The sequence below is a fragment of the Pectobacterium odoriferum genome, assembly GCF_009931295.1.
GTDB classification, from domain to species: domain Bacteria; phylum Pseudomonadota; class Gammaproteobacteria; order Enterobacterales; family Enterobacteriaceae; genus Pectobacterium; species Pectobacterium odoriferum.
Genome location: NZ_CP034938.1, coordinates 4527506 through 4553495, shown reverse-complemented (window position 1 = coordinate 4553495; position 25990 = coordinate 4527506). Strand labels below are relative to the sequence as shown.

Here is a 25990-nt window from a genome sequence, read left to right as displayed (position 1 = left end):
ACTGCATTTAAAAAACAGGAAAACCAACATGCTGATGCTATTTATGACGGTGGCGCTGGTGCATTTCATTGCGCTGATGAGTCCAGGGCCGGATTTCTTTTTCGTTTCACAAACGGCGGCCAGCCGTTCCCGCCGTGAAGCGATGATGGGCGTGTTAGGTATTTCGCTGGGCGTTATGGTTTGGGCGGCTATCGCGTTGCTGGGGCTGCATCTGCTGTTGCAAAAAATGGCTTGGCTGCATACGGCAGTTACCGTCGGCGGCGGGCTGTACCTGTGCTGGATGGGCTGGCAGATGCTGCGCTCCGCACGAAATAAAGCACAGTTAGAAACCACGCAGGAAACGGCGGTGGTGCTGCCTCAGCGCGGTAAAACCTTCATGCGTGGATTATTGACGAATCTGGCTAATCCGAAGGCGCTGATCTATTTCGGCAGCGTGTTCTCGCTGTTTGTTGGCGACAGCATCGGCAGCGGCGCGCGTTGGGGCTTGTTCGCGCTGATCTCGGTTGAAACGCTGATCTGGTTCAGCCTAGTCGCGATGGTTTTTGCCCTACCGGCAATGCGTCGTGGCTATCAGCGTCTGGCTAAATGGGTGGATGGCGTGGCGGGCGTGTTGTTTACTGGGTTCGGCCTGCACCTGATTTTCTCTCGCTAACCTTTCCCTCTGAACGATAGGCGTGCGCCGCTAGCCGATACGGCGCACTGCCTTCATCAGGCCTTTCTCGCCGTGGCGAGTAACGCGCCGACCAGCACGAACAGCGATCCGAATATCCGGTTGAGTGTCTTCATCTGTCGTGGGCCTTTCAGCCACCCGGCGATACGCGTGGCTAGCGTGGCGTAGCCAATCATCACGATGATATCGACCACAACGGTGGTGACGCCCAATACCAGATACTGTGCGGCCTGCGGCTGGTGGGGGATAATGAATTGCGGGAACAGCGCCGCCAGAAACACGATGCTTTTCGGGTTGGTCAGATTCACCAGCACCGCACGTTTAAAGAGCCTGCGACGCGGCATAGCGCTGGCGATCGCCTGAAGGTCAAGTGCGCCTGCGGCGCGCCACTGCTGAATTCCCAGCCAAATCAGATACGCCGCGCCCAGCCATTTCAGTACATCGAAAGCCAGTACAGATTGGTTAAGCAACGCGCCTAGCCCAATGCCGACCAACACGATATGAATCGCTAGCCCGACCTGTAAACCACAGATCGAGGCCGCCGCACCGCGATAGCCGTGGCTAATTCCGGTGCTCATGGTGTTGATGGCACCAGAGCCGGGCGACAGGCTGAGAATAAGCGTTGTGAGTAAGTAGGTTAACCACCAGTCCAATGTCATGAAGCATGCCCCTGAATCACGTTCTGTATTACGAGAGTCTGTCTGTTTTTTATGTCACAATACGCTTGTGCTCCACTGCTTGTCATTTTCTTCCGCTAGCTTTTTTTCCCGCGTCACCGGAGGGTGTGATGATTCAACGCCACAATACGTTGTTTACGTCGGAACGGTTAACGCCCGAATGGTTAACCTCGAACCTGTTAACGCGAGAAGCGCAGTTTGCCGCTTTTGCGACCGGAGAATTACTGGATTTCTGGCGTCAGCGCGAAGAGGGCGAATTCTCTGGCGTAGACGATGTGCCGATCCGGTTCGTTCGCTTTACTGCGCCGCAGCACGACAAAATTGTCGTTGTCTTTTCAGGCCGTATCGAAAGCTATGTCAAATATAGCGAAGTGGCTTACGATCTCTTTCATAGCGGCTATGATGTGCTCATCATGGATCACCGTGGGCAAGGGCGGTCGGGGCGAGTATTGCAAGACGGCCACCGTGGACACGTGCTGCGCTTTAGTGACTATGTCGATGATGCCGAAATGCTGTGTCAGCAGCATATTGGCTCGAAACACTATACCCGCCGGTTTGCCTTGGCGCATTCAATGGGTGGGGCGATTCTGGCGCAGCTTTTGATCCGCCAACCTGAAACGTTTGATGCCGTGGCGCTGTGCGCGCCGATGTTTGGTATTCGTTTGCCGCTTCCTCACTGTGTTGCTGGCTGGATCGTCGATTGGGCGGAGCGTCGCCCAGCAATACGTGATTACTACGCTATCGGCACTGGGCAATGGCGTCCTTTGCCTTACCGGATGAATGTGCTGACGCACAGCCGTGAACGCTACCAGCGCGGTATTCGCTTTTATGCGGATTCACCGGATTTACGCATCGGCGGCCCCACCTATCATTGGGTGCGAGAGGCGATACTGGCGGGGAAACAGCTACTGGCTCAGGCCAGCGCCGTCACCACGCCGCTTCTGCTGTTACAGGCGGGAGAAGAGCGCGTGGTGGATAACCGCAGCCAGAATGCGTTTTGTCAGGCACTGGCACAAAGCGGTAACGCCAATTCAAACGGTGTTTTGCAGGTTATCCACGGTGCGCGGCATGAAATTCTCTTTGAAACGGATAACCTCCGCGCTCAGGCATTTGCGCTGATTCTGGCGCACTTTGCGCGTTATCATTAATTTTAGCCTGCTGGCAGGCCGTTCAACGGACGCTGCCAGCAACTTCGTTAATTTTTTTGCGGCGGGTGCCGCCGCAACACACCAGAAGTGAGATCTCATCGCTATGTACCATGTCGTTGCTTCCGATTTAGATGGCACACTGCTGTCACCTGACCACTCGCTGTCCCCCTATGCTAAAGAAACCCTCAGGCTGCTGACGGAAAAAGGGATTCACTTTGTGTTCGCTACCGGACGGCATCACATGGATGTCGCGCAGATCCGCGATAACCTCGGCATCAGCGCGTTTATGATTACCTCGAATGGTGCGCGTGTGCACAACTCGCAGGGCGAGCTGATTTTCAGCCACAATCTGGATCAGGACATTGCCCGCGACCTTTACAGCGTCGTACACAATAACCCCGATATGCTGACGCACGTTTACCGCGATGATGAGTGGTTTATGAACCGTCCGCGTGCGGAAGAAGAACGTTTCTTCAAAGAGTCGATCTTTAAATACAAGCTGTTCGAGCCTGCCCTGCTCGAAACCGATGGCGTCAGCAAAGTGTTCTTTACCTGCGATTCCCATGAACAGCTGTTGCCGCTGGAAGAAGCGATCAACGCGCGCTGGGGTGACCGCGTCAACGTAAGCTTTTCGACGCTGACCTGTCTGGAAGTGATGGCGGGCGGCGTGTCTAAAGGCCATGCGTTGGAGCAGGTGGCGAAGATTATCGGCTTCTCGCTCAAAGAGTGCGTGGCGTTTGGTGATGGTATGAACGACTACGAAATGCTGTCGATGGCCGGAAAAGGCTGCGTGATGCAGAACGCACATCAGCGCCTGAAAGATATGCTGCCAGATCGCGAAGTGATTGGCTCTAATGCGGACAGCGCCGTGCCGAATTACCTGCGTGAACTGTTTCTGAAATAATCGATGTGTTATCGAGCCAACGCATCATCGGGCACACCGTGCCCGATGGGAAAGCTGAGCCTCAGCGATTGTTTAAGGATCGAGATACCGAGGGCGACCACGGTGCGAGGCATCCCTGCGGGAGCCTCATCATCGTGTTTCCCTCTAAATCCATGCTTAAGCGACCAGTATTAGCGCTTCAGCGCGGTTTTTTCAGGAAATCGACCGCTTTGTCGGGAAAGTCGGTGAACAGGCCGTCAACATCCGCCTGATAGTAGAGGATGTCGTAGAGCCGCCCGATATCGTTGGCGTACGCCGGTAGCCTGTCGGCTCTTGCCGTAAACGGGTGTACCTGAAGTTTATGCCGGTGGGCTTCTTTCACCATGTCGGTAAAGGTGATGTGGTCAGGTGTCGAACCTTTCTGGACGAGCATGTGATAGTCCGGGCCGATACCGTCGGCATAGGTCGCAATTTGCTGCATAGCGCCGGGCTTTTGCATCCAGTCGTAGTGGTAATTCACCCACGTTCCATCGGCCTGCTTCTCGTAGGTTTCATGCCAGTCGGTATAGGCAATCAGTTGAATCAGGTTCAGATCCATCTTCATCTGCGGCTGCAATTCGGTTTTGATGCGCTTTAGCTCGGCAACATCAAACGATTGCAGGAAGACCTTATCGCTTTTTTTCGTATAGCCATACTGCTTCAACACGGCCAGCGTTTCGCGCGCGATGTCTTTCCCTTCCTGATGGTGAAACCACGGCGCTTTGATTTCGGGGTAGAGGCCGATGTTCTTGCCGGTTGAGTGGTTCAGCCCCTGAATAAATTCAATTTCTTCCTGAAAGGTATGAATACGGAAGTCGGATTTCCACATCGGAAAACGGTTTGGGTAGCTCTGTACCTGCTTGCCGTCTTTGATGTCGAACCCTTCGGTAAATTTCAGTGACTTGATTTCTTTCAGCGTGAAATCGATGGCGTAAAAGCGTCCATCTTTGCGGGCGCGCTGCGGAAAGCGTTCGGCCACGTCGGTCACGCGATCCAGATAGTGGTCGTGCAGGACAATGAGCGCGTTATCTTTGGTGAGCACCAGATCTTGCTCCAGATAATCGGCACCCTGAGCGTAAGCCATCGCTTTCGCCGGAAGCGTATGCTCGGGCAGATAGCCGCTGGCACCGCGGTGGGCAATAACGATTTTGTCGGTTGATGAAGCGGAAGCACTAAAGGAAACGGAGAGCGCGAGGGCGGAGAGTAGGGATGTTACGGTAACGTTCATGCGATCAAACCTCTTTCTGTTGAGAGAAAGGCGGCGTCATCAGGACGCCGCCAGAGGGATGCTGACAAGAGCGGGTTAGGCGCGATTGGCTAACTCTGCTTTATGCTTTTTCTCATTCAGCATAACAACAACCAGCAGAAGTACAGCCAGAATGCTGCCGCCGATCATGACTATGAAACCGCCGTCCCAACCGAAGAAGTCAACGGTGTAGCCGACGATGGCGCTGGCGGCAACGGAGCCACCGAGGTAGCCGAACAGGCCGGTGAAGCCCGCGGCTGTACCCGCTGCTTTTTTCGGTGCCAGTTCCAGTGCATGCAGACCAATCAGCATGACCGGGCCGTAAATCAGGAAGCCGATGACGATCATACAGGCCATGTCCACACCCGGGTTACCGGCTGGGTTCATCCAGTAAACGATAGTTGCTATTGTCACCAGCGTCATGAAGAACACGCCTGTTGCACCACGGTTACCTTTGAAGACCTTGTCGGACATCCAGCCGCACAGCAGCGTGCCCGGAATACCTGCATATTCGTAGAAGAAATAGGCCCAGGAAGACTTATCCAGTGCGAAGTGTTTAACTTCCTTCAGGTAGGTCGGTGACCAGTCGAGGATACCGTAACGCAGCAGGTAAACGAAGACGTTGGCGATCGCGATGTACCACAGCAGTTTGTTGGGGAAAACGTACTGCATGAAGATCTGCTTAGCCGTCAGTTCTTCTTCCGCTTTTTCATTGTAATCAACCGGATAATCGTTTTTGTACTCTTCAATCGGTGGCAGACCACAGGATTGCGGCGTGTCACGCATCAGTGCAAAAGCGATCATGGCAATCAGAATGGCGGCGAAGGCCGGCATATAGAGTGCTGCTTTCCAGTCGTTGAACCAGGCCATACCCAGCAGGAACAGCAGAGGAGGAATACCACCGCCGACGTTGTGAGCACAGTTCCATACGGACACGATGCCACCACGTTCTTTCTGCGACCACCAGTGAACCATCGTACGTCCGCACGGCGGCCAACCCATACCCTGGAACCATCCGCACAGGAACAGCAGGACGAACATAATCGCAATGCTGGACGTTGCCCACGGCACGAAACCCATGAACAGCATGACCGCACCTGACAGAATCAGACCCGCAGGCAGGAACACGCGTGGGTTAGAACGGTCGGATATGGACCCCATGATAAATTTGGAGAATCCGTAGGCAATAGAGATACCCGACAGCGCAAAACCAAGATCGCCGCGTGAGAAGCCCTGGTCAATCAGATAAGGCATGGCGAGTGCGAAGTTTTTACGCACCAGATAGTAGGCGGCGTAGCCAAAAAATATCCCCATGAAAATCTGCCAGCGCAGGCGGCGATAGAGCGGATCAACGTGTTCTTGCGACACGCGCGGCTGGTGGGCTGCGGGCCTAAAAATACTCAGCATAGATATCTCCAATGCGAAAAAAAACGATAGCTTTTTTGTTCTATTACGAACGTTATTGTAAGGGGGTAGCGTGCAAATGAGTGTGATTCATGGCGCTAATGTTACAATTTTATGAAACTGTGACGATTTTTGCGCTCATGTTAACAGAATAGGAAAATTCCACAGTGTGGTTTTGGTGACATAAATCACACTTATTGTTTTTAAATCCCGTTTTATTTTCGTTTAGTGTTCGATTTTGCTCTTTATCAAACATTAACCCTTCTTTCTGTGTCCCAATAGCAACATGTATACCCTCCGCCTGAAGTGAGAGCAGAATGAAAAACATGGTGAACTGGCGTGAAACTGACGTGGTTGTCATCGGCGGTGGTGTGACGGGAGCGGGTACAGTACGAGACTGTGCCCTGCGCGGACTGCGCTGCCTGCTGCTTGAACGTTATGACATTGCGACCGGGGCGACCGGGCGTAATCACGGTTTATTACACAGCGGCGCCCGTTATGCGGTAACCGATGGCGAGTCTGCCCGCGAATGTATTGAAGAAAACCAGATTCTCCGGCGGATTGCTCGCCACTGTATTGAGCCTACCGACGGTCTGTTTATCACCTTGCCAGAAGACGATCTCGGCTGGCAGGCGCAGTTTATTACCGCCTGCCAGCAGGCTGGGATTCACGCTCAGGCGTTGGATCCGCAGGAAGCGCTACGGCTGGAACCGGCGGCAAACCCGACCCTGATTGGCGCGGTGCGTGTGCCGGATGGCTCCGTCGATCCCTTTCGCCTGACGGCGGCCAACATGATTGATGCCTGCGAGCACGGCGCGGAAGTGCTGACTTATCATGAGGTTATCGGGCTGATTCGTCAGGGCGACCGTATTACCGGCGTGCGCGTTTTCGACCATAAAAAAGGTGTAGAAACAGAAATCTATGCACAGGTGGTGGTCAATGCGGGCGGTATTTGGGGGCAACACATTGCGGAATATGCCGATCTGCGCGTGCGTATGTTTCCGGCAAAAGGCGCGTTGTTGATTCTAGGACACCGCATCAACAACATGGTGATCAACCGCTGTCGTAAGCCGGCGGATGCCGACATTTTGGTGCCGGGCGATACCATTTCGCTGATTGGCACCACCTCAACCCACATCGATTACGATCAAATCGACAACATGCTCGTGACGCCTGCTGAGGTGGAAACGCTGATGCGGGAAGGTTCGATGCTGGCGCCGACATTGGCGAGTACGCGCATTCTACGCGCCTATGCGGGCGTCCGGCCGTTGGTTGCCAGCGATAGCGACCCCAGCGGACGTAGCGTGAGCCGCGGCATTGTGCTGCTCGACCATGCCATCCGCGACGGGCTGGAAGGATTTATTACCATCACCGGCGGCAAGCTGATGACCTACCGCCTGATGGCGGAATGGGTGACTGACGCCATCTGCAAAAAGCTGGGTCATGACGTGACCTGCTCGACGGCACAGACGCCGCTGCCCGGTTCTGAATCGCTGGAGGAAGTGAAATCTGCCCCTCACGCCCTGTCTGCTTATCCTGTGGCAAAACCGTTATCTGCGCCGCTGCGCGGTTCGGCGATTTATCGTCACGGTGAACGTGCCGGGCGAATGCTGTCCGGTGAGCGTCTGGATCGCAGTCTGGTGTGCGAATGTGAGGCCGTGACGGCGGGGGAAGTGCGCTACGCCGTGGAGTCATTGCAGGTAAATAACCTGATTGATTTACGTCGGCGCACCCGCGTGGGGATGGGCACCTGTCAGGGTGAGCTGTGCGCCTGCCGTGCGGCGGGTCTGCTGTGCCGTCTGGGCACTGCGACGCCGGAGCAGTCGCTCACGCAGCTCAGCCAGTTTTTGAACGAACGCTGGAAAGGCATTCGCCCGATTGCGTGGGGCAATGCGCTGCGCGAAAGCGAGTTTACGAGTTGGATTTATCAGGGATTGTGCGGCCTGACGGCCAGCGACAGTCAGGAGGATCGTCATGCGCTATGACGTTGTGATTATCGGTGGCGGACTGGCGGGATTGACCTGCGGCATTCGCTTAGCGGAGCAGGGAAAACGCTGTGCGATTGTCAGCGCGGGGCAGAATGCGCTGCATTTTTCTTCCGGTGCGCTGGATTTACTTTCCCATCTCCCTGACGGACAGCCCGTGAGCCAGCCGCTCAATGCGCTGGATGAGTTGGCGCGTCAGGCTCCTCATCATCCTTATTCCCGTATGGGCGCGACGGCAGTGGCGGCCCTGTTGCCACAAGTTGAGGCGCTGCTGGAACGCAGCAATATCACCCTGCAAGGCAATCATCACCAGAACCACTGGCGCATGACGCCGCTAGGTAAGTTTCGTTCATGCTGGCTGAGCCCGGTCGATGGCGTAACGCGTGGTCTGCCGGATGCCCGCTTTGGCGACAATCCGCTGATTGCGGGTATCGAAGGCTTTCTGGATTTTCAGTCCCGTATTGTGGCCGGCACGCTTCAGGCGCAGGGGATTGCGGCACGCAGTGATGAACTCAAGCTGCCCGTGCTGGATCGGCTACGCCAGAACCCCAGCGAATTCCGCGCGGTAAATATCGCCCGCGTGCTGGATCGGCCGGAAAACCGCTCGGCGCTGGTAGAAGAGCTGTCGCTTCTGGCTAACGGTAACGATGCCATCATCATGCCTGCGTGTCTGGGATTGGACAGCCCTGAAATCATCAATGAACTCGCTGATGCGTTAGGTAAACCGGTGCTGCTGTTACCGACATTACCGCCGTCAGTACTCGGCTTACGCCTGCATCAGGCGCTGTCGCAGCGTTTTCGCCAACTGGGTGGCATGGTGATGCCGGGCGATCGCGCGGTGCGTGCCTCGCTGTCGCCGCAGGAGATTGCGATCCATAGCCTCCATCACCGTGATATTCCGCTGCGGGCGAAGCATGCGGTGCTGGCGAGCGGTAGCTTCTTTAGCAACGGGCTGGTGACGCAGTTCGATCGAGTGACCGAACCGGTCTTTGGGCTGGACGTGCGGTTTGCCGATCAGCGCGAGGGCTGGAGCCAGCAGGATGTGTTTGCGCCGCAGCCTTATCTGCAATTTGGTGCGATTGTCGATGAACGTCTGCATCCGCGCATTGAGGGCGAAACGGTCAATAATCTGTACGCGATTGGTGCGGTGCTGGAAGGCTTCGACCCTATTGTGCAGGGATGTGGAGCGGGGGTGTCCTTGCTCAGCGCACTTCATGTTGCCGAACAAATTTTGAATGAGGGCAACCCATGAGCCTGCTTAGCGATAACAGTTTTGAAGATTGCATCAAGTGTACGGTCTGTACTACGTACTGTCCGGTGTCGCGTGTGAACCCACTTTATCCCGGCCCGAAACAGGCTGGGCCGGACGGCGAACGCCTGCGGCGTAAAGATCCGGCGCTGTATGATGATGCGCTGAAATACTGCACCAACTGCAAACGTTGTGAAGTCGCGTGCCCGTCGGATGTCAAAATTGGCGATATTATTCAGCGCGCAAAGGGGACGCACAGCACCCACAAGCCGACATTGCGCGATGCGATTCTGAGTCATACCGACTTCATGGGGTCAATTGCTACACCGTTTGCGCCGTTGGTGAATACGGCTACTAGCCTGAAACCGGTGCGCCAACTGCTGGATAAGGCGTTGAAAATCGACCATCGTCGCCAGTTGCCGACATACTCGTTCGGCACCTTCCGGCGCTGGTATCGCCAACAGGCGGCAAAACAGCAGGCCTATGATGAGCAGATCGCTTACTTCCACGGCTGCTATGTGAACTACAACCATCCACAGCTAGGTAAAGATCTGGTTCAGGTCTTTAACGCGATGGGTATTGGCGTCCAGTTGCTGAATAAAGAGAAATGCTGCGGCGTGCCGCTGATCGCCAATGGTTTTCACGACAAGGCCAGAAAGCAGGCGCACGCGAATATCAAATCGCTGGATGAGGCGATTAATCAGAAATCTCTGCCAGTGGTCGCGACGTCATCCAGTTGTACGTTCACGCTGCGGGACGAGTATCCACATCTGCTGGGCGTGGATAACGGTCACGTGCGCGATGGTGTCGAACTGGTGACACGTCAGCTCTACCGCTTGCTGGAAGAAGAAGGGCGAACGCTGCCGCTGGGTAAATTGCCGCTGCGGGTGGCGTATCACACGCCTTGCCATCTGGAACGAATGGGCTGGACGGCGTATACCCTGGCGCTGCTGCAACGCATCCCCGGTCTTGAGCTGGTGATGTTGGATTCCCAGTGCTGCGGCATTGCGGGTACCTACGGCTTCAAGAAAGAGAATTACGCCACGTCGCAAGGTATTGGCGCACCGCTGTTTCAGCAGATTGAAGAGAGCGGAGTCGATATCGTGGTGACGGACTGCGAAACCTGTAAATGGCAGATTGAGATGTCGACCAGCAAAAAGTGTGAACACCCGATCACCCTGCTGGCAAGGGCATTAGCGCAGCCAGAGTAGCAAACAGAAGGGGAGCAAAACGGGCTGTTCCGCAGTCCGTATTGAGAATAAGAATTTATCGCAAAAAGCACTTTACAATTGCGAATGATAATGATTATTATTGCTGTGCGTTCTGGGGAACGATGTCATGCGCCTGTGTTAGTTATTGATGGTGTTCACGACGATCCGGCTTCCCTGTGAAGGCACGACATTGCTCACATTGCTTCCAGTATTATTTAGCCAGCTCGGGTGCTGGCTTTTTTTTTTGCCTATCGAACGCTCCCAGATAACCCTACTTTGATCGCCTGAAATATTCCGTAGTGATAAATCATTCTCTGGTGTTTAACCGATACATCGTGCGGGCTATCTTCTTGTCGAACGATTATTGGCGCTACCGCTCTGGAAAAATGGCCCGGTATCGTTTCGCCATAGAAATCAATCGACGAAAAGGAAACCGTTTATGGATAGCTTCTTGAGTAAGAAAAAGAGTACATTTTTCTTAATAATGACGTTGCTGAGTCTGTTTTTGTGCGGGCTGAAAGTTAGCCATGCAGCAACCAATGATAAAGCGTTCCTGCACCCGGGTATGCTGTATACGCAGGCCGATCTGGAGCGAATGAAGGCGGGAGTTGATAACAAGCAGGAGCCTTGGTATACGGATTGGCAGCTATTGCAATCCCACTATTTGGCGAGCTCTACGTATTCGGTCACACCAAAAGCGGTGGTATACCGAAACGATCCTACGAATGGCAATGTGGGAAACGGCGAGTTACAGAACAGTGCATCTGCGGCATTGTCGCTGGCGATTGAATGGGCGATGACAAAGAACCCCATCTATTCTAATGCGGCGATAAAAATACTTAACGGCTGGTCCACGACATTAACGGAAATTAAAGGTCACGACGCACAACTTGCTGCCAGCCTTTATGGGTATAAATTGCTTAATGCAGCTGAAATTCTGCGTTACACCGGAAGTGGTTGGACGTCTGCTGATATTACGCAATTTAGTAAAATGATGATGGATGTATTTTACCCATTAACCCGTACCTATGGTCAGGTTAATGGCGGCTGGGCTAATGGCAATTGGGACGCCGCCGACACGGTATTTAATCTGAGTTTAGGCGTATGGCTGAACGATTCTGAAATATACAATAATGCCGTAAATTATTTTAAACAGGGCGAGGGAAATGGCTCTGTTATCCATTATGTACAAAATGAAAGTGGCCAATTGCAGGAGAGTGGTCGCGATCAGGCGCATGCACAGGGTGGATTAGGGTTATTAGTCATGGCTGCACAGATTGGCTATAACCAACGCCACTATCATGTAAGTGGTGCCGATATGGTGAGCTACCCGAATAATAGCTATCCACTTGTTAAGGCTGCTGAATATACCGCGAAATACAATCTGGGATATACGGTTCCCTATACGCCGATTCCTGGCAAAGGTTATACGCTTGCGGATATGGGAAAAGGACGCGCCTGGATATCGGGGTTAACGATTTCTCCGCGCTTTCGCGGAGAGTTCAGGCCAATATATCGGGGGATTTTCAGTTTATTTACCGCTGCTGGCGTGTCTGATACTAAGCTGTCTTACACGAAAGACGTCATCAGCCGCATGCCGATAGGCAAATTCTATTTTGATCATCCTTCGTATGAAGGGCTTATTAATGCCACGGAAGCTTCCGCCTCAAGCCCTATGTCTATCGTCCTGCAATCTGTCAGCAAATCGAGAAATCAGGATAATACCGGGACGCTGGCCACGGTTACCGGCGAATCAACGCCCATTATCGTCAATGGGGTCAATCCGTCTGTAACCAGCGGGATTCAGGCGATTCACCTGACGCAAAATAGATTCGCTTTTCGTTCGATACAGACCGGAAAATATATTTCTGTCTCCGCAGAAGGGCATTTATTGGCATCTGCCAGCAATGTGACCGACAGCGAATCCTTTATTTATACCGATTCTGGCAATGGTAATGGGACGCTGTTGGCTCTGTCTACTCGTCGCTATGTCGTTATGGATCCTGATACCTATCAAATTTCAGCGACCGGAACAGGCGTTAATAATGATAACGGTCGGTGGACCATGTTATATCCAAATCCGATAGAGTTAGGTGTTGTTAAGTAATCACTGAATACGGAGCCGGAGCTAACCTCCGGTTCCTTCATTTCTCAACGCGGCATCCTGTTCTGATTTTTCGAACAGAGCGATGAGTTTTTTGCGCTATCTTATTTACCACCGCCCGTTACACTTTCCTTATCAAAAACGCGGGAGGAAATAACATGATCTATTTACGTCAAGCGCAAGATCGCGGACATGCGAATCACGGCTGGCTCGACAGCTGGCACACATTCTCATTTGCCGATTATTACGATCCTGATTTCATGGGATTTTCGGCACTGCGCGTGATTAATGAAGACTATATCGAAGGCGGTCAGGGCTTTGGCACGCATCCGCATAAAGATATGGAAATTCTGACCTATGTGTTGTCCGGTGCGGTTGAACATCAGGACAGCATGGGAAATAAAGAGCAGGTGCCAGCGGGCGAATTCCAGATTATGAGCGCGGGAACGGGTATTCGTCATTCTGAATACAACGCCAGCAAGGACGAGCAACTGCACCTGTATCAAATCTGGATTATCCCAGAAAAAACCGGCCTGACGCCGCGCTACGAGCAGAAGCGCTTTGATGTGCTGCAAGGGCGTCAACTGGTGCTGTCTCCGGATGCGCGTGAAGGCTCGCTGAAGGTCTTTCAGGACATGACGCTGTGGCGCTGGGCGCTGAAAGCGCAGGAGCAATCGGTGTATCAGATTCAGGCTGACCGTCGCGTCTGGGTTCAGGTGGTGCGCGGTACGGTAGAGATTAACGGCCAGAAAGCGGAAACCAGCGATGCGTTTGCCGTGTGGGATGAAACGGCGATCTCCGTACACGCCAGCGAGGACAGCGAAATTCTGCTGTTTGATCTGCCGCCAGTATAATGACGAGTGAGAAAAGTGAAGAAGCTCGCGTAGGAAAAGACGCGGGCTTTTTATTTGTCACTGCCTGACGTCACCATTCAGATTCTGCCTCTTTGCCTTTACTTTCTTTATGCTTTTTTTGTTAGACTTAGCTTACTGTTTTTCAGGCATTTTAGTCGACGATGAAGAAAAAAAGACCCGTTCTCCAGGACGTTGCTGACCGCGTTGGGATTACCAAAATGACGGTAAGCCGTTATTTGCGTAATCCCGCTCAGGTGTCCGCCGCGTTGCAGGAAAAGATCGCTATTGCATTGGATGAGCTGGGCTATATCCCCAATCTCGCGCCGAATATGCTCGCCAGCTCCACCAGCCGGGCGATTGGTGTGCTGCTGCCGTCATTAACCAATCAGGTTTTCGCCGAAGTATTGCGCGGGATTGAACGCACGGCGGAAGCGCACGGCTACCAGACCATGCTGGCGCACTATGGCTATCATCCTGACAGAGAAGAACAGCGTCTGACTTCACTGCTGTCGTATCACATCGATGGGCTTATTCTCGCCGAACGTACCCACACGCCGCGCACGCGCCAGATGCTGGACGTTGCCGGCATCCCGGTAGTCGAGTTGATGGATTCTGTCTCCCCCTGTCTGGATATGGCTGTCGGGTTTGATAACGTAGAAGCCGCGCGGCAGATGACGCTACGTATGGTCGCGTTGGGGCATCGTCATATCGTCTATCTCGGCGCGCGGCAGGATGAGCGTACGATTATGCGCTGCCGAGGCTATGAGCAAGCGATGTGGGAAAGTGAGCTCAAGAGTTATTGCGTGATGAGCGAGCGGGCGTCTTCCTATTCGCTTGGTGGCGAACTGCTGCGGCAGACGCAGGCGGAATACCCGCAGGTCGATAGCGTATTTTGCACCAATGACGACTTAGCCGTCGGTGCGATGTTCGAATGCCAGCGGCAGGGGCTGCGCGTGCCGGATGACATTGGCGTAGCGGGTTTCCACGGGCACGACATTGGTCAGGCGATGGTGCCGAAGCTGGCTAGTGTACTGACGCCGCGTGAACACATGGGGCGCGTCGGCACCGAACAACTGCTGGCTCGTCTGCGGGGCGAGCCAGTCGCACAGGATAGGATCGATGTTGGCTTTACCGTGCTGGACGGTGAAAGCCTCTAAGCGGCGGCGTTAGCCTGCCGCACGCAGTGCTTCAACGCAGCGCTGTACGACGTCCTCTCGGGTGCCGTCAATATCGACTTTCAGGACATCCGGCTCATCGCTGCCCGGTTCTTCCAGCGCATCGAACTGGCTTTTCAGTAGATCTGTCGGCATGAAGTGGCCTGCTCTGGCTTTGTGACGCTCCAGAACCAGCTCAAAGCTGCCTTTCAAATAGATAAACACCATCTTTTCGTTCCCTTCGCGCAGGCGGTCGCGGTAACGCTTTTTCAGTGCGGAACAGACGATGATGCCCGTCTCGTTTTTGTGCGCCAGGCTGTAGGCAACGTCGCTGAGTCGCTCCAGCCACGGTGCGCGGTCGTCGTCATTCAACGGTGTACCACTGGCCATTTTCTGGATATTTGCGCGCGGATGCAGATCGTCGCCGTCAATAAATTTTGCCTGAATGGCGCGGCCAAGTTCAGCGCCAACTGAGGATTTTCCACTGCCTGATACGCCCATCAGAATAATGCTTCGACCTGACATAATTTGATCTCTATCTCAAAATGTAAATTAAATGGTGTTTGATAGTTCCTGATTTTAACATGTTACCCGTATCATGTTACCGGTATCAAATGATGATGTGATACACCTCACAAACAATTAGCCAACCCAGACCGAGTGCCCTAAAGAGATTATTAACGATGACAGAAATCACCTCCGCCTATAGCGCCAGTGTGTTGTTGACCATTGCCGCTGGTGCAGTCGCACTGTTACTGGTGCTGATTATGCGCTTTAAAATCCATGCGTTCCTCGCGCTGACGCTGGTCAGTTTGGTCACCGCGCTGGTAACGAAAACGCCGTACGAAAAGATAGTCCCGACACTGCTGAGCGGTTTCGGTAGCACGCTGGCATCTGTTGCGCTGCTGGTGGGGTTGGGAGCCATGATTGGCCGACTGCTGGAGGTGACCGGGGGGGCTAATGTCTTAGCAGATACCCTGATCAATAAATTTGGTGAACACCGTGCGCCTTTTGCGCTGGGTGTTGCTTCCCTGCTGTTCGGCTTCCCGATCTTTTTTGATGCCGGTCTGGTCGTGATGCTGCCGATTATTTTCAGCGTGGCGAAGCGTTTTGGCGGTTCGACATTAAAATATGCTTTCCCTGCTGCGGGTGCATTTGCGGCAATGCATGCGCTGGTTCCACCCCATCCCGGTCCGGTTGCTGCCAGTGAACTGTTAGGTGCCAACATCGGGTTACTGGTGATCATCGGTACGATCATTGCCCTACCAACCTGGTATTTCGGCGGCTATCTCTATGGCCTGTACGCGGGGAAAAAGTTCGATATCAAGCTGCCTTCCAGCTTCCTCTCTGCGGTTGAAACCGATTCTACGGTTGAACCGCCACGTTTTGCCGTGGTACTGAGCATTCTGCTGCTGCCACTGGTGTTGATCTTCCTTGATACGGGGCTGAATACGCTGACGGTCATGGGGATGGTGAGTGGCGATAATGGCGTAGTACAGTTCTTGCGTATGTTGGGGAAAACGCCGGTTGCGCTATTGATTACGGTGTTCTTTGCGCTGATGGTTTTTAGCGGTCGCAAGAGCGGCTCACATCTTGAAAAAATTTGTGACGGGGCGTTAGGTCCGATTTGTGCCATTATTTTGGTAACGGGTGCAGGTGGGATGTTCGGTGGCGTTCTGCGTTCCAGCGGCATTGGTAATGCGCTGTCAGGCGCACTGGCGGATACGGGAATGCCCGTCATTGTTGCCGCATTTGTGGTATCGATGGCACTTCGCGTAGCGCAGGGGTCTGCCACTGTAGCGCTGACAACCACGGCTGCCTTGATGGCACCAATGGTGGCGGCGACGCCTGGCCTCAGCCAGTTCGATCTGTGCTTTATCGTGGTGGCGATTGCGGGTGGTGCAACCGTGCTGTCGCATGTGAATGACTCGGGTTTCTGGTTGGTCAGTCGTTTCCTCGAAATGGATGAGAAAACGACCCTGAAAACCTGGACGGTGATGGAAACGCTGCTCGGCACCATCGCGTTCCTGATAGCGTTGGTGGGGAGTATTCTCCTCTAATGTTTTTAACCCCCCTTCCTTGTGGAGGGGGCTTTTAGTCACATTTTTTATGCCGACTAAGAGATGGTTTCGTGCGCGATAATGTCGTTATTTTCATGCTACTTCGTAGCACGCGCCCGACATGGGGCGGCTCAAACGCCGCTCGCCCCATGACCCCAGGCTTCTGGCTAAATTATGCCGCTACGCGGTGCCATCGGCGTTCATGACCACCTTTCGAGCCGACGGTGACGCGCTCCCAGCGCGGCACCGTCTTTCGCGGCGTCCCTGCCGCTCACTCGGTGGTCATGCCCACCGCTGCATAATTTTTACGCCGGATAACGTCAACCCCATAATAATTTGCGCATTTATGTATAAGATACAGGGGCCACGATGACGTTATAACTTCATATAAGCCCGCACGCCGTCGAGGAACATCTGCGTCGATAGCATCACCAGAATTAACCCCATCAATTTCTCCAACGCACTCACGCCTTTCTCACCCAGCAAACGCAAGAACACATCGGACATCAACAGGATGATGAAAGAGATCGTCCAGGCGATAAACAGTGCCAGCGTCAGGTGGGGTAACTGATTGGGATACTGGTGGGAAAGCAGCATTAGCGCCGCGAGAATCGACGGCCCCGCGACCAGCGGAATCGCCATTGGCACCAAAAACGGCTCTTCTCCGGCTGGCAGACCGCTGCTATTGCCTTCCTGCGAAGGGAAAATCATACGAATCGCGATGAGGAACAGTACGATACCGCCGGAAATCGACACGGTTTCGGTGCGCAGATTCAGGAACGCCAGAATGTGTTCACCGGCGAACAGAAAAATCAGCATCAGTCCGAGCGCGATCAGCATTTCACGGATCAGCACCACACGTCGGCGTTTAGGGTCGAGGTGTTTAAGTACGGACATGAAAATCGGCAGGTTGCCGAGTGGATCCATAATGAGCAACAGCAGCACTGTTGCGGAGATCATTTCTGTCATTTTGGTTTTTTACTCCCGAAACCTTGTTTCCTGACCTGGGCCATCTTTACGGGCTGACCAACATTGTTATCCTGTGCCAGGTTGATGATATTAGAATGACTGCTGAAAATTGCCGTACTATCGAATAAATTCACTTGCGACTTTATGTACATTTTGTAAGGTTGAATGACACGATTATTTACAGGTTTACGACACGACGCGCGCGACCTCTGCGGGAGATCACCGAGCCAGCAATCACTAAGCGCTATCGACGTTAGCCAGAATTCTTTTTGTTACCCCCAAAGCAGGACAGTTACCATGAAAAATGTTGGTTTTATTGGCTGGCGCGGTATGGTCGGCTCGGTTCTCATGCAGCGCATGGTGGAAGAACGCGACTTTGATGTGATTCACCCAGTATTCTTTTCGACTTCTCAGCACGGCGACGCGGCTCCGGCGCTGGGCGGTCATAAAGGTGTGTTGCAGGATGCTTATAATATCGAAGCCCTGCGCGCGCTGGACATCATCATTACCTGTCAGGGCGGCGATTATACCAATGAAGTTTACCCAAAGCTGCGTGAAAGTGGCTGGCAGGGTTACTGGATTGACGCGGCATCCTCACTGCGTATGAAAGACGACGCGATTATTATTCTGGATCCGGTGAACCACGGGGTGATTCAACAGGGTCTGGATAAAGGCATCAAAACCTTTGCCGGCGGTAACTGTACCGTCAGCCTGATGCTGATGTCATTGGGCGGCCTGTTTGCTAACAATCTGGTGGAGTGGGTTTCTGCTGCGACGTATCAAGCGGCTTCTGGCGGCGGTGCGCGTCACATGCGTGAACTGCTGGCACAGATGGGTGCGTTGCACGGTGAAGTGGCGAAAGAGCTACAGGATCCGGCTTCTGCGATTCTGGATATCGAACGCAAAGTGACAGCGCTGACCCGTAGCGGCTCACTGCCGACTGATAACTTCGGTGTGCCATTGGCGGGAAGCCTGATTCCGTGGATCGACAAGCAACTGGATAACGGCCAGAGCCGCGAAGAGTGGAAAGGTCAGGCGGAAACCAACAAGATTCTGAGCACCAGCAGCGTCATTCCTGTTGACGGTCTCTGCGTGCGCGTCGGCGCACTGCGCTGCCACAGCCAGGCGTTCACCATCAAACTGAAAAAAGACGTGGCGCTGCCAGAAATCGAACAACTGCTGGCAACCCACAACGACTGGGTGAAAGTGGTGCCGAACGATCGTGACATCACCATGCGTGAGCTGACCCCTGCTGCGGTAACGGGCACGCTTTCCACGCCAGTGGGTCGTCTGCGTAAGCTGAACATGGGGCCGGAATACCTGTCCGCCTTCACGGTTGGCGATCAGCTGCTGTGGGGAGCCGCTGAACCGCTGCGCCGTATGCTGCGCATCCTGCTGTAGTTATCTTGCTATAGTCCTCCTGCTTTTCTGGCGCAACATCGGTTGGTGTTGCGTCAGTTTCTACGTGTATTTCTTCACTCGTATGTCTTCGGGTATTTCAGAACGGCCAGCGTACAAGCGGATTGCCGTATGACGGGTATCACTCACTGTGACTTTCAGCAAAGAACCAGACCTCTTTGTTGCAGACACTGGTTTAGCTGATCCACTTTATCTTTAGCCGTCGTGGTGCAGATAAAACGTGGATTTTCATGCAAATAGATGTCGCCGTTCTGAAGTAATCCAACTTCAAGCAACTGCAATTCGGCTTGTTGTAGCTGTTGCTGTAACACCGGCAGGTAAAAACCGGATGCGTCGTAAAAGAATTCTTCAGGCGTGATGTCTCCGATTGGAAAACCTTGTTCGTCAAACAAACTGTCTATAGATAACGCGATCCCGGCTTGCTTAATAGGGATTAACGCCTCCAGAGCCCGAAGATCGAATTCTTTCCATTCGATATAACAAAGAAAATCTTCCCCCAATAAATCATCCAGCCAATAGATCTGTGCATATTCGCCATGCGACTCATCCAAGGCTGGCGTAATGATATCCTGTGCCGAAAATCCGGGCACTGCCTGTTCAAATGCGGCATAAAGTGCGGTGTTGGTCATAACCATTCCTTGTAGTAGTAATGCTTACTTTTCTCAGCGTCACGCTACACTATCCAGCTTTTCCAATACCTGACGGGGTGAGATTAGCGGGACGCGTACTTCTACCCGAGTGAATTTATCCGCTTCGCTGACTACCGTGATGCCATAGCGGTTGCCGTAGCGTGCTTTGATACGGCGGTCGACCAGATTCATGCCTAGCCCATCGCCACCGCTGCGGGGCTGGTAGGTGCCAGCGTTATCTTCCACTGACAGCTCCAGCGTGTTGGCGTGCAGGCGTCCGCTGATGTGGATGTGCCCGCTTTCAATCATCTGTGAAATACCGTGCTTAATCGCATTTTCGACAATCGGTTGCAGGGAAAACGCGGGTAATCGCGCCTCACGCAGCGTTTCCGGCAGCGAAATCTCTACCGTCAGGTGATCGGCAAAGCGCGCTTTTTCGATTTCGAGATAGGCATTAACGTGCTCCAGCTCGTCATTGAGTGACACTTCATCGTTGCTGCGTTTGAGGTTTTTACGGAAAAACGTCGACAGAGACAGCACCAGTTGGCGAGCGTGATCGGGGTTGCGGCGTATCACGGCGGACAGTGTATTGAGTGCGTTAAACAGGAAATGCGGATTGACCTGCGCGTGCAGCAGTTTGATTTCCGACTGAGCCAGCAGCTGTTTCTGCTGTTCAAAGCGACCCGTTAGAATCTGTGCGGAAAGCAGGTGGGCAATCCCTTCCCCTAGCGTACGGTTAATGCTGGAAAATAGCTTATTCTTGGGCTCATAAAGCTTGATCGTGCCGACAACGCGCTGATCTTCGCCACGCAGTGGGATCACCAGCGTGGAACCGAGTTTGCAGTGTGATGAAACCGAACAGGTATAAGACACCTCGTTGCCGTCGGCGTACACCACCTGATTGTTGTCTATCGCCCGGCGCGTGTGTGATGACGTGATAGGCGCGCCGACGTTGTGGTGGTCGTCGCCGAGCCCGATGAAGGCCAGTAGTTTGTCGCGATCGGTAATGGCTACGGCCCCCACGCCCAACTCTTCATACAAAATACGGGCAACGCGCATACTGTTTTGTGGGTTAAACCCCTGACGCAGTGCCCCTTCGGCGCGGGCGGCGATTTGCAATGCCTTGGCGGAAAACGCGGAGGTGTATTTTTCAAAAATAGCGCGTCTGTCGAGCAGGATGCGCATGAACATGGCGGCACCGATGGTGTTGGTGATCATCATCGGTAAGGCGATATCTCGAACCAGTTCAACGGCGTTATCAAACGGACGGGCGACCAGCAGGATAATCGCCATTTGCAGTATCTCCGCAACCAGCGCGGTCAGGCCGACAACGAGGGGCTGAAACAGCAAATCGATGCGGTTGCGGCGTGCCAGATAGCGGTGTAACAGCCCGCCGAGTAAGCCTTCGGCAATCGTCGACAGCATACAGGCCAGCGCGGTCATTCCGCCCATCGAATAACGGTGTAATCCGCCCGTTAATCCGACGAGAAAACCGACGGAAGGGCCGCCTAGCATGCCGCCGAGCACGGCACCCGTCGCGCGGGTATTGGCAATAGAATCGTCTATATGCAGGCCGAAATAGGTTCCCATAATGCAAAACACGGAAAAAACCAGATAGCAGACCAGCTTGTGCGGCAGGCGGATGGTAACCTGCATCAGCGGGATAAAAAGCGGTGTTTTACTGAGCAAATAGGCGATAACCAGATAAACACACATTTGCTGTAACAGGGAAAGAATCAGATCAATCTGGCTAACCATGGACGGGGTCTCATCATACACAATCCACCAAATTGTACTGCTTTTTGCTAGCGGACGAATCGATCTTTAAACAAAAGATGCTAATTATCCCGTGTCATAACTTATTCATATAAATATAAACGGAAAAACTTCATCAGTTCTCTGATATTTCTCCGTTCTTTGACTACGCTGAATTAGGGGGTGTAGTTCAAGAACTCTTTCATAGTATTCATTATTTTTACACGTCGTCGTTATTCATTAGCAAGCTAATAACCCGTTATTTTTATTGGTTTTTTGTTAGAAATAAGTAACGGGAGAATATAAACGCAACGTAATGCGATTTTTATATTGCTTATTTATGTAATTCAAATGGTTAATCAGAGGATGGATACCATGTCAGCGTTTTCTGAGGCGATTAATTCACTTATTTCTGGGCACTATGCCGACCCGTTTTCGCTGTTAGGTATGCATCATTCCTCCAAAGGTCTTGAAGTTCGGGCGCTGTTGCCGGATGCGCAGGCAGTCTGGGTTGTGGATGCCAGCAATGGACGAAGAATCGTCGAGCTGGATCGTGTAGACGAACGCGGTTTTTTTTGTGGCCTGGTGCCACGCCGGAAGCAGGTTTTTCACTATCAATTAGCCGTGACCTGGGGTGACGAAACCTGGGTAATTGAAGATCCTTACCGTTTTGGCCCGCTGTTGCAGGATATGGATATTTGGCTTTTGGCTGAAGGCACCCATCTGCGACCTTACGAGCGACTAGGCGCACATCTGGAAACGCTGGACGGTGTTGAAGGCACGCGCTTTGCCGTCTGGGCACCGAATGCGCAGCGCGTTTCAGTGGTGGGGCAGTTCAACTTCTGGGATGGCCGACGTCACCCGATGCGACTGCGGCAGGAAAACGGCATTTGGGAACTGTTTCTGCCCGATGTGAAAGCGGGGCAGCTCTACAAATATGAAATGATCGACAGCCACGGCAGCGTTCGACTGAAGGCCGATCCGTATGCGTTTGAAGCGCAGATGCGCCCGGATACCGCGTCGCTGATTACACCGCTGCCTGAGAAAGTCCCGACCAGCGACGCCCGGCGTGAGGCGAACAGTCTGCGTTCACCGATCTCCATTTATGAAGTTCACTTGGGTTCCTGGCGGCGGCATACGGATAACAATTTCTGGCTGAGCTATCAGGAACTGGCGAATCAACTGATTGATTATGTTCAGTACATGGGCTTCACGCACGTTGAGTTGATGCCGATTAACGAACATCCGTTCGATGGCAGCTGGGGTTATCAACCGTTGGGGCTGTATGCGCCAACCCGCCGTTTCGGCACGGCGTCGGAGTTCCGAGCCTTTGTTGATGCGCTCCATGACGCAGGTATTAACGTCCTGTTGGACTGGGTACCGGGGCATTTTCCCGGCGACGAATACGGTTTGGCACAGTTTGACGGCACCGCGTTGTATGAATACGCCGATCCGCGCGAAGGCTATCATCAGGACTGGAACACGCTGATTTATAACTATGGCCGCCATGAGGTGCGTAACTATCTGGCGGGCAATGCGCTGTTCTGGATGGAGCGCTATGGCATCGACGGGCTGCGGGTAGACGCCGTGGCTTCCATGATTTACCGCGACTACAGCCGCAGCGAAGGCGAATGGGTGCCGAACCATTATGGCGGTAAAGAGAATCTCGAAGCTATCGCGTTTCTGCGCTACACCACCCACATGCTGGGTCATGCCGCACCGGCGGCGATCACGCTTGCTGAAGAGTCCACCGATTATCCGGGCGTCACGCTGCCGCCGGACTGCAACGGTTTAGGATTTCACTACAAGTGGAATATGGGCTGGATGCACGACACGCTGACCTATATGCAGCTCGATCCGGTTCACCGCAAATACCATCACGATCTGCTGACATTCGGCATGTTGTACGCCTATAGCGAGAACTTCGTGCTGCCGCTGTCTCACGATGAAGTGGTGCACGGTAAGCACTCGCTGCTGGATCGCATGCCCGGCGATGTCTGGCAGAAGTTTGCCAATTTACGTGCTTATTACGGCTTTATGTGGGCGTATCCCGGTAAGAAGTTGCTGTTTATGGGCGGTGAATTTGCGCAAGGGCGTGAGTGGAACCACGATGCCAGTCTGGACTGGCATCTGTTGGATGAGCCGGAAGGTTGGCACCGTGGCGTGCAGACGCTGGTGCGCGATCTCAACCACTACTATCGCCAACAGCCGTCGCTGTATCAACTGGATTTTCAACCGCAGGGCTTTGAATGGCTGGTGGTGGACGACCGGGAAAACTCAGTCTTTGCCTTTGCCCGGCGTGATGAGCAAGGCAATGAAGTGCTGGTAGTCAGCAACTTTACGCCAGTTCCGCGCTATGGATACCGCATTGGCATCAACCAGCCTGGCGGCTGGCGAGAAGCGATCAACACCGATTCTGTCCACTACAACGGTAGCGATTTGGGCAATGTCGGGACGATTTACAGCGAGGAGCACGGCAGCCACCAGCGCCAGCATTCTCTGGTGCTGACCCTTCCGCCGCTTGCCACGCTGTACTTGGTGAAGGAGGCGTAAATGGCGGAATTGCAGACGGGCAAGCCGACGCCGCTGGGGGCCAGTTTTGACGGGCAGGGCGTGAATTTCGCCCTGTTTTCGACGGATGCCGAGCGGGTTGAGCTGTGCGTGTTTGATGAACGTCAGCAAGAACAACGCATTGAGCTGACGGCACGCAGCGGCGATATCTGGCATGGCTATCTCCCCGATGCACAGCCGGGGCTACGCTACGGTTTTCGGGTCGATGGGCCGTTCGAGCCTTCACAGGGTTTGCGCTTCAATCCGCATAAGCTGCTGTTGGATCCGTGCGCACGCCAGCTTGATGGCTGGGTGGTGGATGACGCTTGCCTGCAAGGTGGGATTGACCAACGGGATGAACGCGATAGTGCTGCCATCATGGCGAAGTGCGTGGTTACGGCTGAGGATTACAACTGGCAGGATGACCAACATCCGCAAACGCCCTGGAATCAGACGGTGATCTATGAGGCGCATGTACGCGGGCTGACGCAGTTACACCCCGATATTCCTGAAGACATTCGCGGTAGCTATGCGGCGTTAGGCCATCCGGTGATGATTGACTATCTGACGTCGCTGGGCGTGACGGCGCTGGAGTTGCTCCCGGTGCAGCAGCATGCCGATGAACCCCGACTTCAACAGTTGGGGCTGCGTAACTACTGGGGCTATAACGTGCTGCTGCCGTTTGCCGTCGATAACAGCCTGGCGGCGGGTGACGACGCGCTGAATGAATTTCGGGATGCGGTGAAAGCGCTGCATCACGCGGGTATCGAGGTCATTCTGGATGTGGTGTTCAACCACAGCGCCGAGCTGGACGTCGAAGGGCCTACGCTGTGCCAGCGCGGCATCGACAACCGCAGTTATTACTGGCTGGGTGACAACGGCGAATACCCTAACTGGACTGGCTGCGGCAATGTGCTGCGCCTGAATCATCCGGCGGTAATTGATTGGGTGATGGACTGCCTACGCTTTTGGCGCGAGGTCTGTCACGTTGACGGTTTTCGCTTCGATCTGGCAACGGTGCTGGGGCGTACCCCAGATTTTACCGCCGCCGCGCCGCTGCTGTCCGCCATGAAAAATGATAGCCGCTTACAGGGCTGCAAGCTGATCGCCGAACCGTGGGACATCGGGCATGGCGGTTATCAGCTCGGTCAGTTCCCGACGCCGTTTGCCGAGTGGAGTGACCGCTACCGTGACGACATGCGCCGCTTTTGGCTGCATGGTGATATTTCTCTCGGCGCATTTGCCCGTCGCTTTGCCGCCTCCAGCGACATCTTCCAGCAGCGCGACCGCCTACCTTACGCCTCCATCAATAAGCTGACTGCTCATGACGGCTTTACGCTGCGCGATCTGGTGAGTTTCAACCACAAGCACAATGACGCTAACGGCGAGGACAACCGCGACGGCACAGGCAGCAATTTCAGTAATAACCACGGCACGGAAGGGCTGGAAGCGGACGACGACATCCTTCAGCGCCGACTGGCCAGCCAGAAGGCGCTGCTGACGACACTGATTCTGTCGCAGGGAACGCCAATGCTGCTGGCTGGTGATGAACTGGGGCACAGCCAGCAGGGCAACAACAACGCTTACTGTCAGGATAACGAATTGACCTGGCTACATTGGGAAAACGCGAATAGCGCACTGCGCGAATTTGTCGCCGGATTGATCCAGTTACGCCGCACGATTCCGGCATTACAGCAGGAAACGTGGTGGCAAGAAGGAGATGGCGCGGTGCAGTGGCTGAACCGAGAAGGACAGCCTTTGACGCCGCAACAGTGGGAGCAGGGGGAGCATCAGCTACAGATTTTACTTTCCGGTCGTTGGCTCGTGTTGTTTAACGCCAGCTTGCATGCCGGTGCGTTCATTTTGCCAGAAGGCCACTGGCAGGTTTCACCGCCGTTTGATGAGACGAATCCGCCTGAGGGTGGAATGTGGCACGGACAAGCGCAGGCGGTAGGCGTCTTGATAAAACAAACTGCCTAAGCGC

The 25990-nt window shown here is 53.8% G+C and carries 20 protein-coding genes; 13 read left to right on the top strand and 7 right to left on the bottom strand.

What is annotated here, in order from left to right; translation table 11 throughout:
- The first annotated feature begins 28 nt into the window (after positions 1-28).
- Complete coding sequence (rhtC, locus tag EO763_RS20525) at positions 29-652, top strand: threonine export protein RhtC (RefSeq protein ID WP_161530045.1); 624 nt, start codon at positions 29-31, stop codon at positions 650-652.
- Positions 653-708: 56 nt separating this feature from the next.
- On the opposite strand, the gene rhtB is transcribed toward rhtC, so the two are convergent.
- A complete protein-coding gene (rhtB, locus tag EO763_RS20520; RefSeq protein ID WP_039474171.1) occupies positions 709-1329 on the bottom strand; it encodes a homoserine/homoserine lactone efflux protein in 621 nt (206 codons plus the stop codon).
- A gap of 128 nt (positions 1330-1457) precedes the next feature.
- Here rhtB and pldB point away from each other — a divergent pair, with 128 nt between their 5' ends.
- Both pldB and yigL read left to right on the top strand, forming a co-directional pair.
- Positions 1458-2495, top strand: a complete 1038-nt coding sequence (pldB, locus tag EO763_RS20515; RefSeq protein WP_161530044.1) for a lysophospholipase L2 — start codon at positions 1458-1460, stop codon at positions 2493-2495.
- A 103-nt stretch (positions 2496-2598) separates the two neighbouring features.
- On the top strand, positions 2599-3399 hold the full coding sequence (gene yigL, locus EO763_RS20510; protein WP_010294521.1) for a sugar/pyridoxal phosphate phosphatase YigL: 801 nt from the start codon (positions 2599-2601) through the stop codon (positions 3397-3399).
- Positions 3400-3577: 178 nt separating this feature from the next.
- On the opposite strand, the gene glpQ is transcribed toward yigL, so the two are convergent.
- The gene (gene glpQ / locus EO763_RS20505) at positions 3578-4645 is read right to left on the bottom strand and encodes a glycerophosphodiester phosphodiesterase (protein ID WP_161530043.1); all 1068 of its coding nucleotides are present in this window, start codon (positions 4643-4645) and stop codon (positions 3578-3580) included.
- A 75-nt stretch (positions 4646-4720) separates the two neighbouring features.
- A complete protein-coding gene (glpT, locus tag EO763_RS20500) occupies positions 4721-6070 on the bottom strand; it encodes a glycerol-3-phosphate transporter (protein ID WP_039492973.1) in 1350 nt (449 codons plus the stop codon).
- A gap of 314 nt (positions 6071-6384) precedes the next feature.
- Here glpT and glpA point away from each other — a divergent pair, with 314 nt between their 5' ends.
- The 6 genes from glpA (at position 6385) to gntR (ending at position 14627) form a co-directional block, all read left to right on the top strand.
- A complete protein-coding gene (glpA, locus tag EO763_RS20495; protein WP_161530042.1) occupies positions 6385-8052 on the top strand; it encodes an anaerobic glycerol-3-phosphate dehydrogenase subunit A in 1668 nt (555 codons plus the stop codon).
- Positions 8042-9304, top strand: a complete 1263-nt coding sequence (gene glpB, locus EO763_RS20490) for a glycerol-3-phosphate dehydrogenase subunit GlpB (RefSeq protein WP_161530041.1) — start codon at positions 8042-8044, stop codon at positions 9302-9304. Before glpA ends, glpB begins: the two co-directional genes overlap by 11 nt.
- A complete protein-coding gene (gene glpC / locus EO763_RS20485; protein WP_103158214.1) occupies positions 9301-10512 on the top strand; it encodes an anaerobic glycerol-3-phosphate dehydrogenase subunit GlpC in 1212 nt (403 codons plus the stop codon). Before glpB ends, glpC begins: the two co-directional genes overlap by 4 nt.
- Positions 10513-10951: 439 nt before the next feature.
- Complete coding sequence (locus EO763_RS20480) at positions 10952-12619, top strand: alginate lyase family protein (protein ID WP_161530040.1); 1668 nt, start codon at positions 10952-10954, stop codon at positions 12617-12619.
- A gap of 155 nt (positions 12620-12774) precedes the next feature.
- Positions 12775-13470 carry a pirin family protein gene (locus EO763_RS20475; protein ID WP_010294510.1) on the top strand — a complete coding sequence of 232 codons (696 nt, stop codon included), beginning with the start codon at positions 12775-12777 and terminating at the stop codon, positions 13468-13470.
- Positions 13471-13631: 161 nt separating this feature from the next.
- A complete protein-coding gene (gene gntR, locus EO763_RS20470; RefSeq protein ID WP_010294506.1) occupies positions 13632-14627 on the top strand; it encodes a gluconate operon transcriptional repressor GntR in 996 nt (331 codons plus the stop codon).
- Between the two features lie 9 nt (positions 14628-14636).
- On the opposite strand, the gene EO763_RS20465 is transcribed toward gntR, so the two are convergent.
- Positions 14637-15149: a gluconokinase gene (locus EO763_RS20465; RefSeq protein ID WP_039474158.1), complete on the bottom strand. Its 513-nt coding sequence runs from the start codon at positions 15147-15149 to the stop codon at positions 14637-14639.
- 158 nt (positions 15150-15307) lie between these two features.
- On the opposite strand from EO763_RS20465, the gene EO763_RS20460 reads away from it, so the two are divergent.
- Positions 15308-16684 carry a GntP family permease gene (locus EO763_RS20460; protein ID WP_161530039.1) on the top strand — a complete coding sequence of 459 codons (1377 nt, stop codon included), beginning with the start codon at positions 15308-15310 and terminating at the stop codon, positions 16682-16684.
- A gap of 375 nt (positions 16685-17059) precedes the next feature.
- Here the strand turns inward: EO763_RS20460 and EO763_RS20455 are convergent, their stop codons facing one another.
- Positions 17060-17653, bottom strand: a complete 594-nt coding sequence (locus EO763_RS20455; protein WP_010277887.1) for a YhgN family NAAT transporter — start codon at positions 17651-17653, stop codon at positions 17060-17062.
- A 297-nt stretch (positions 17654-17950) separates the two neighbouring features.
- On the opposite strand from EO763_RS20455, the gene asd reads away from it, so the two are divergent.
- Entirely contained in the window at positions 17951-19054 is a 1104-nt protein-coding gene (asd, locus tag EO763_RS20450; protein ID WP_039492990.1) for an aspartate-semialdehyde dehydrogenase, read from the top strand.
- 155 nt (positions 19055-19209) lie between these two features.
- Here the strand turns inward: asd and EO763_RS20445 are convergent, their stop codons facing one another.
- Together EO763_RS20445 and EO763_RS20440 are read right to left on the bottom strand one after the other, a co-directional pair.
- Entirely contained in the window at positions 19210-19701 is a 492-nt protein-coding gene (locus tag EO763_RS20445) for a hypothetical protein (protein ID WP_161530038.1), read from the bottom strand.
- 39 nt (positions 19702-19740) lie between these two features.
- The gene (locus EO763_RS20440; protein ID WP_039535024.1) at positions 19741-21459 is read right to left on the bottom strand and encodes a sensor histidine kinase; all 1719 of its coding nucleotides are present in this window, start codon (positions 21457-21459) and stop codon (positions 19741-19743) included.
- Between the two features lie 372 nt (positions 21460-21831).
- Between EO763_RS20440 and glgB the strand changes: the two genes are divergently transcribed.
- Positions 21832-24009, top strand: a complete 2178-nt coding sequence (gene glgB / locus EO763_RS20435; protein WP_161530037.1) for a 1,4-alpha-glucan branching enzyme — start codon at positions 21832-21834, stop codon at positions 24007-24009.
- Positions 24010-25986 carry a glycogen debranching protein GlgX gene (gene glgX, locus EO763_RS20430; protein ID WP_161530036.1) on the top strand — a complete coding sequence of 659 codons (1977 nt, stop codon included), beginning with the start codon at positions 24010-24012 and terminating at the stop codon, positions 25984-25986.
- Positions 25987-25990 lie beyond the last annotated feature (4 nt).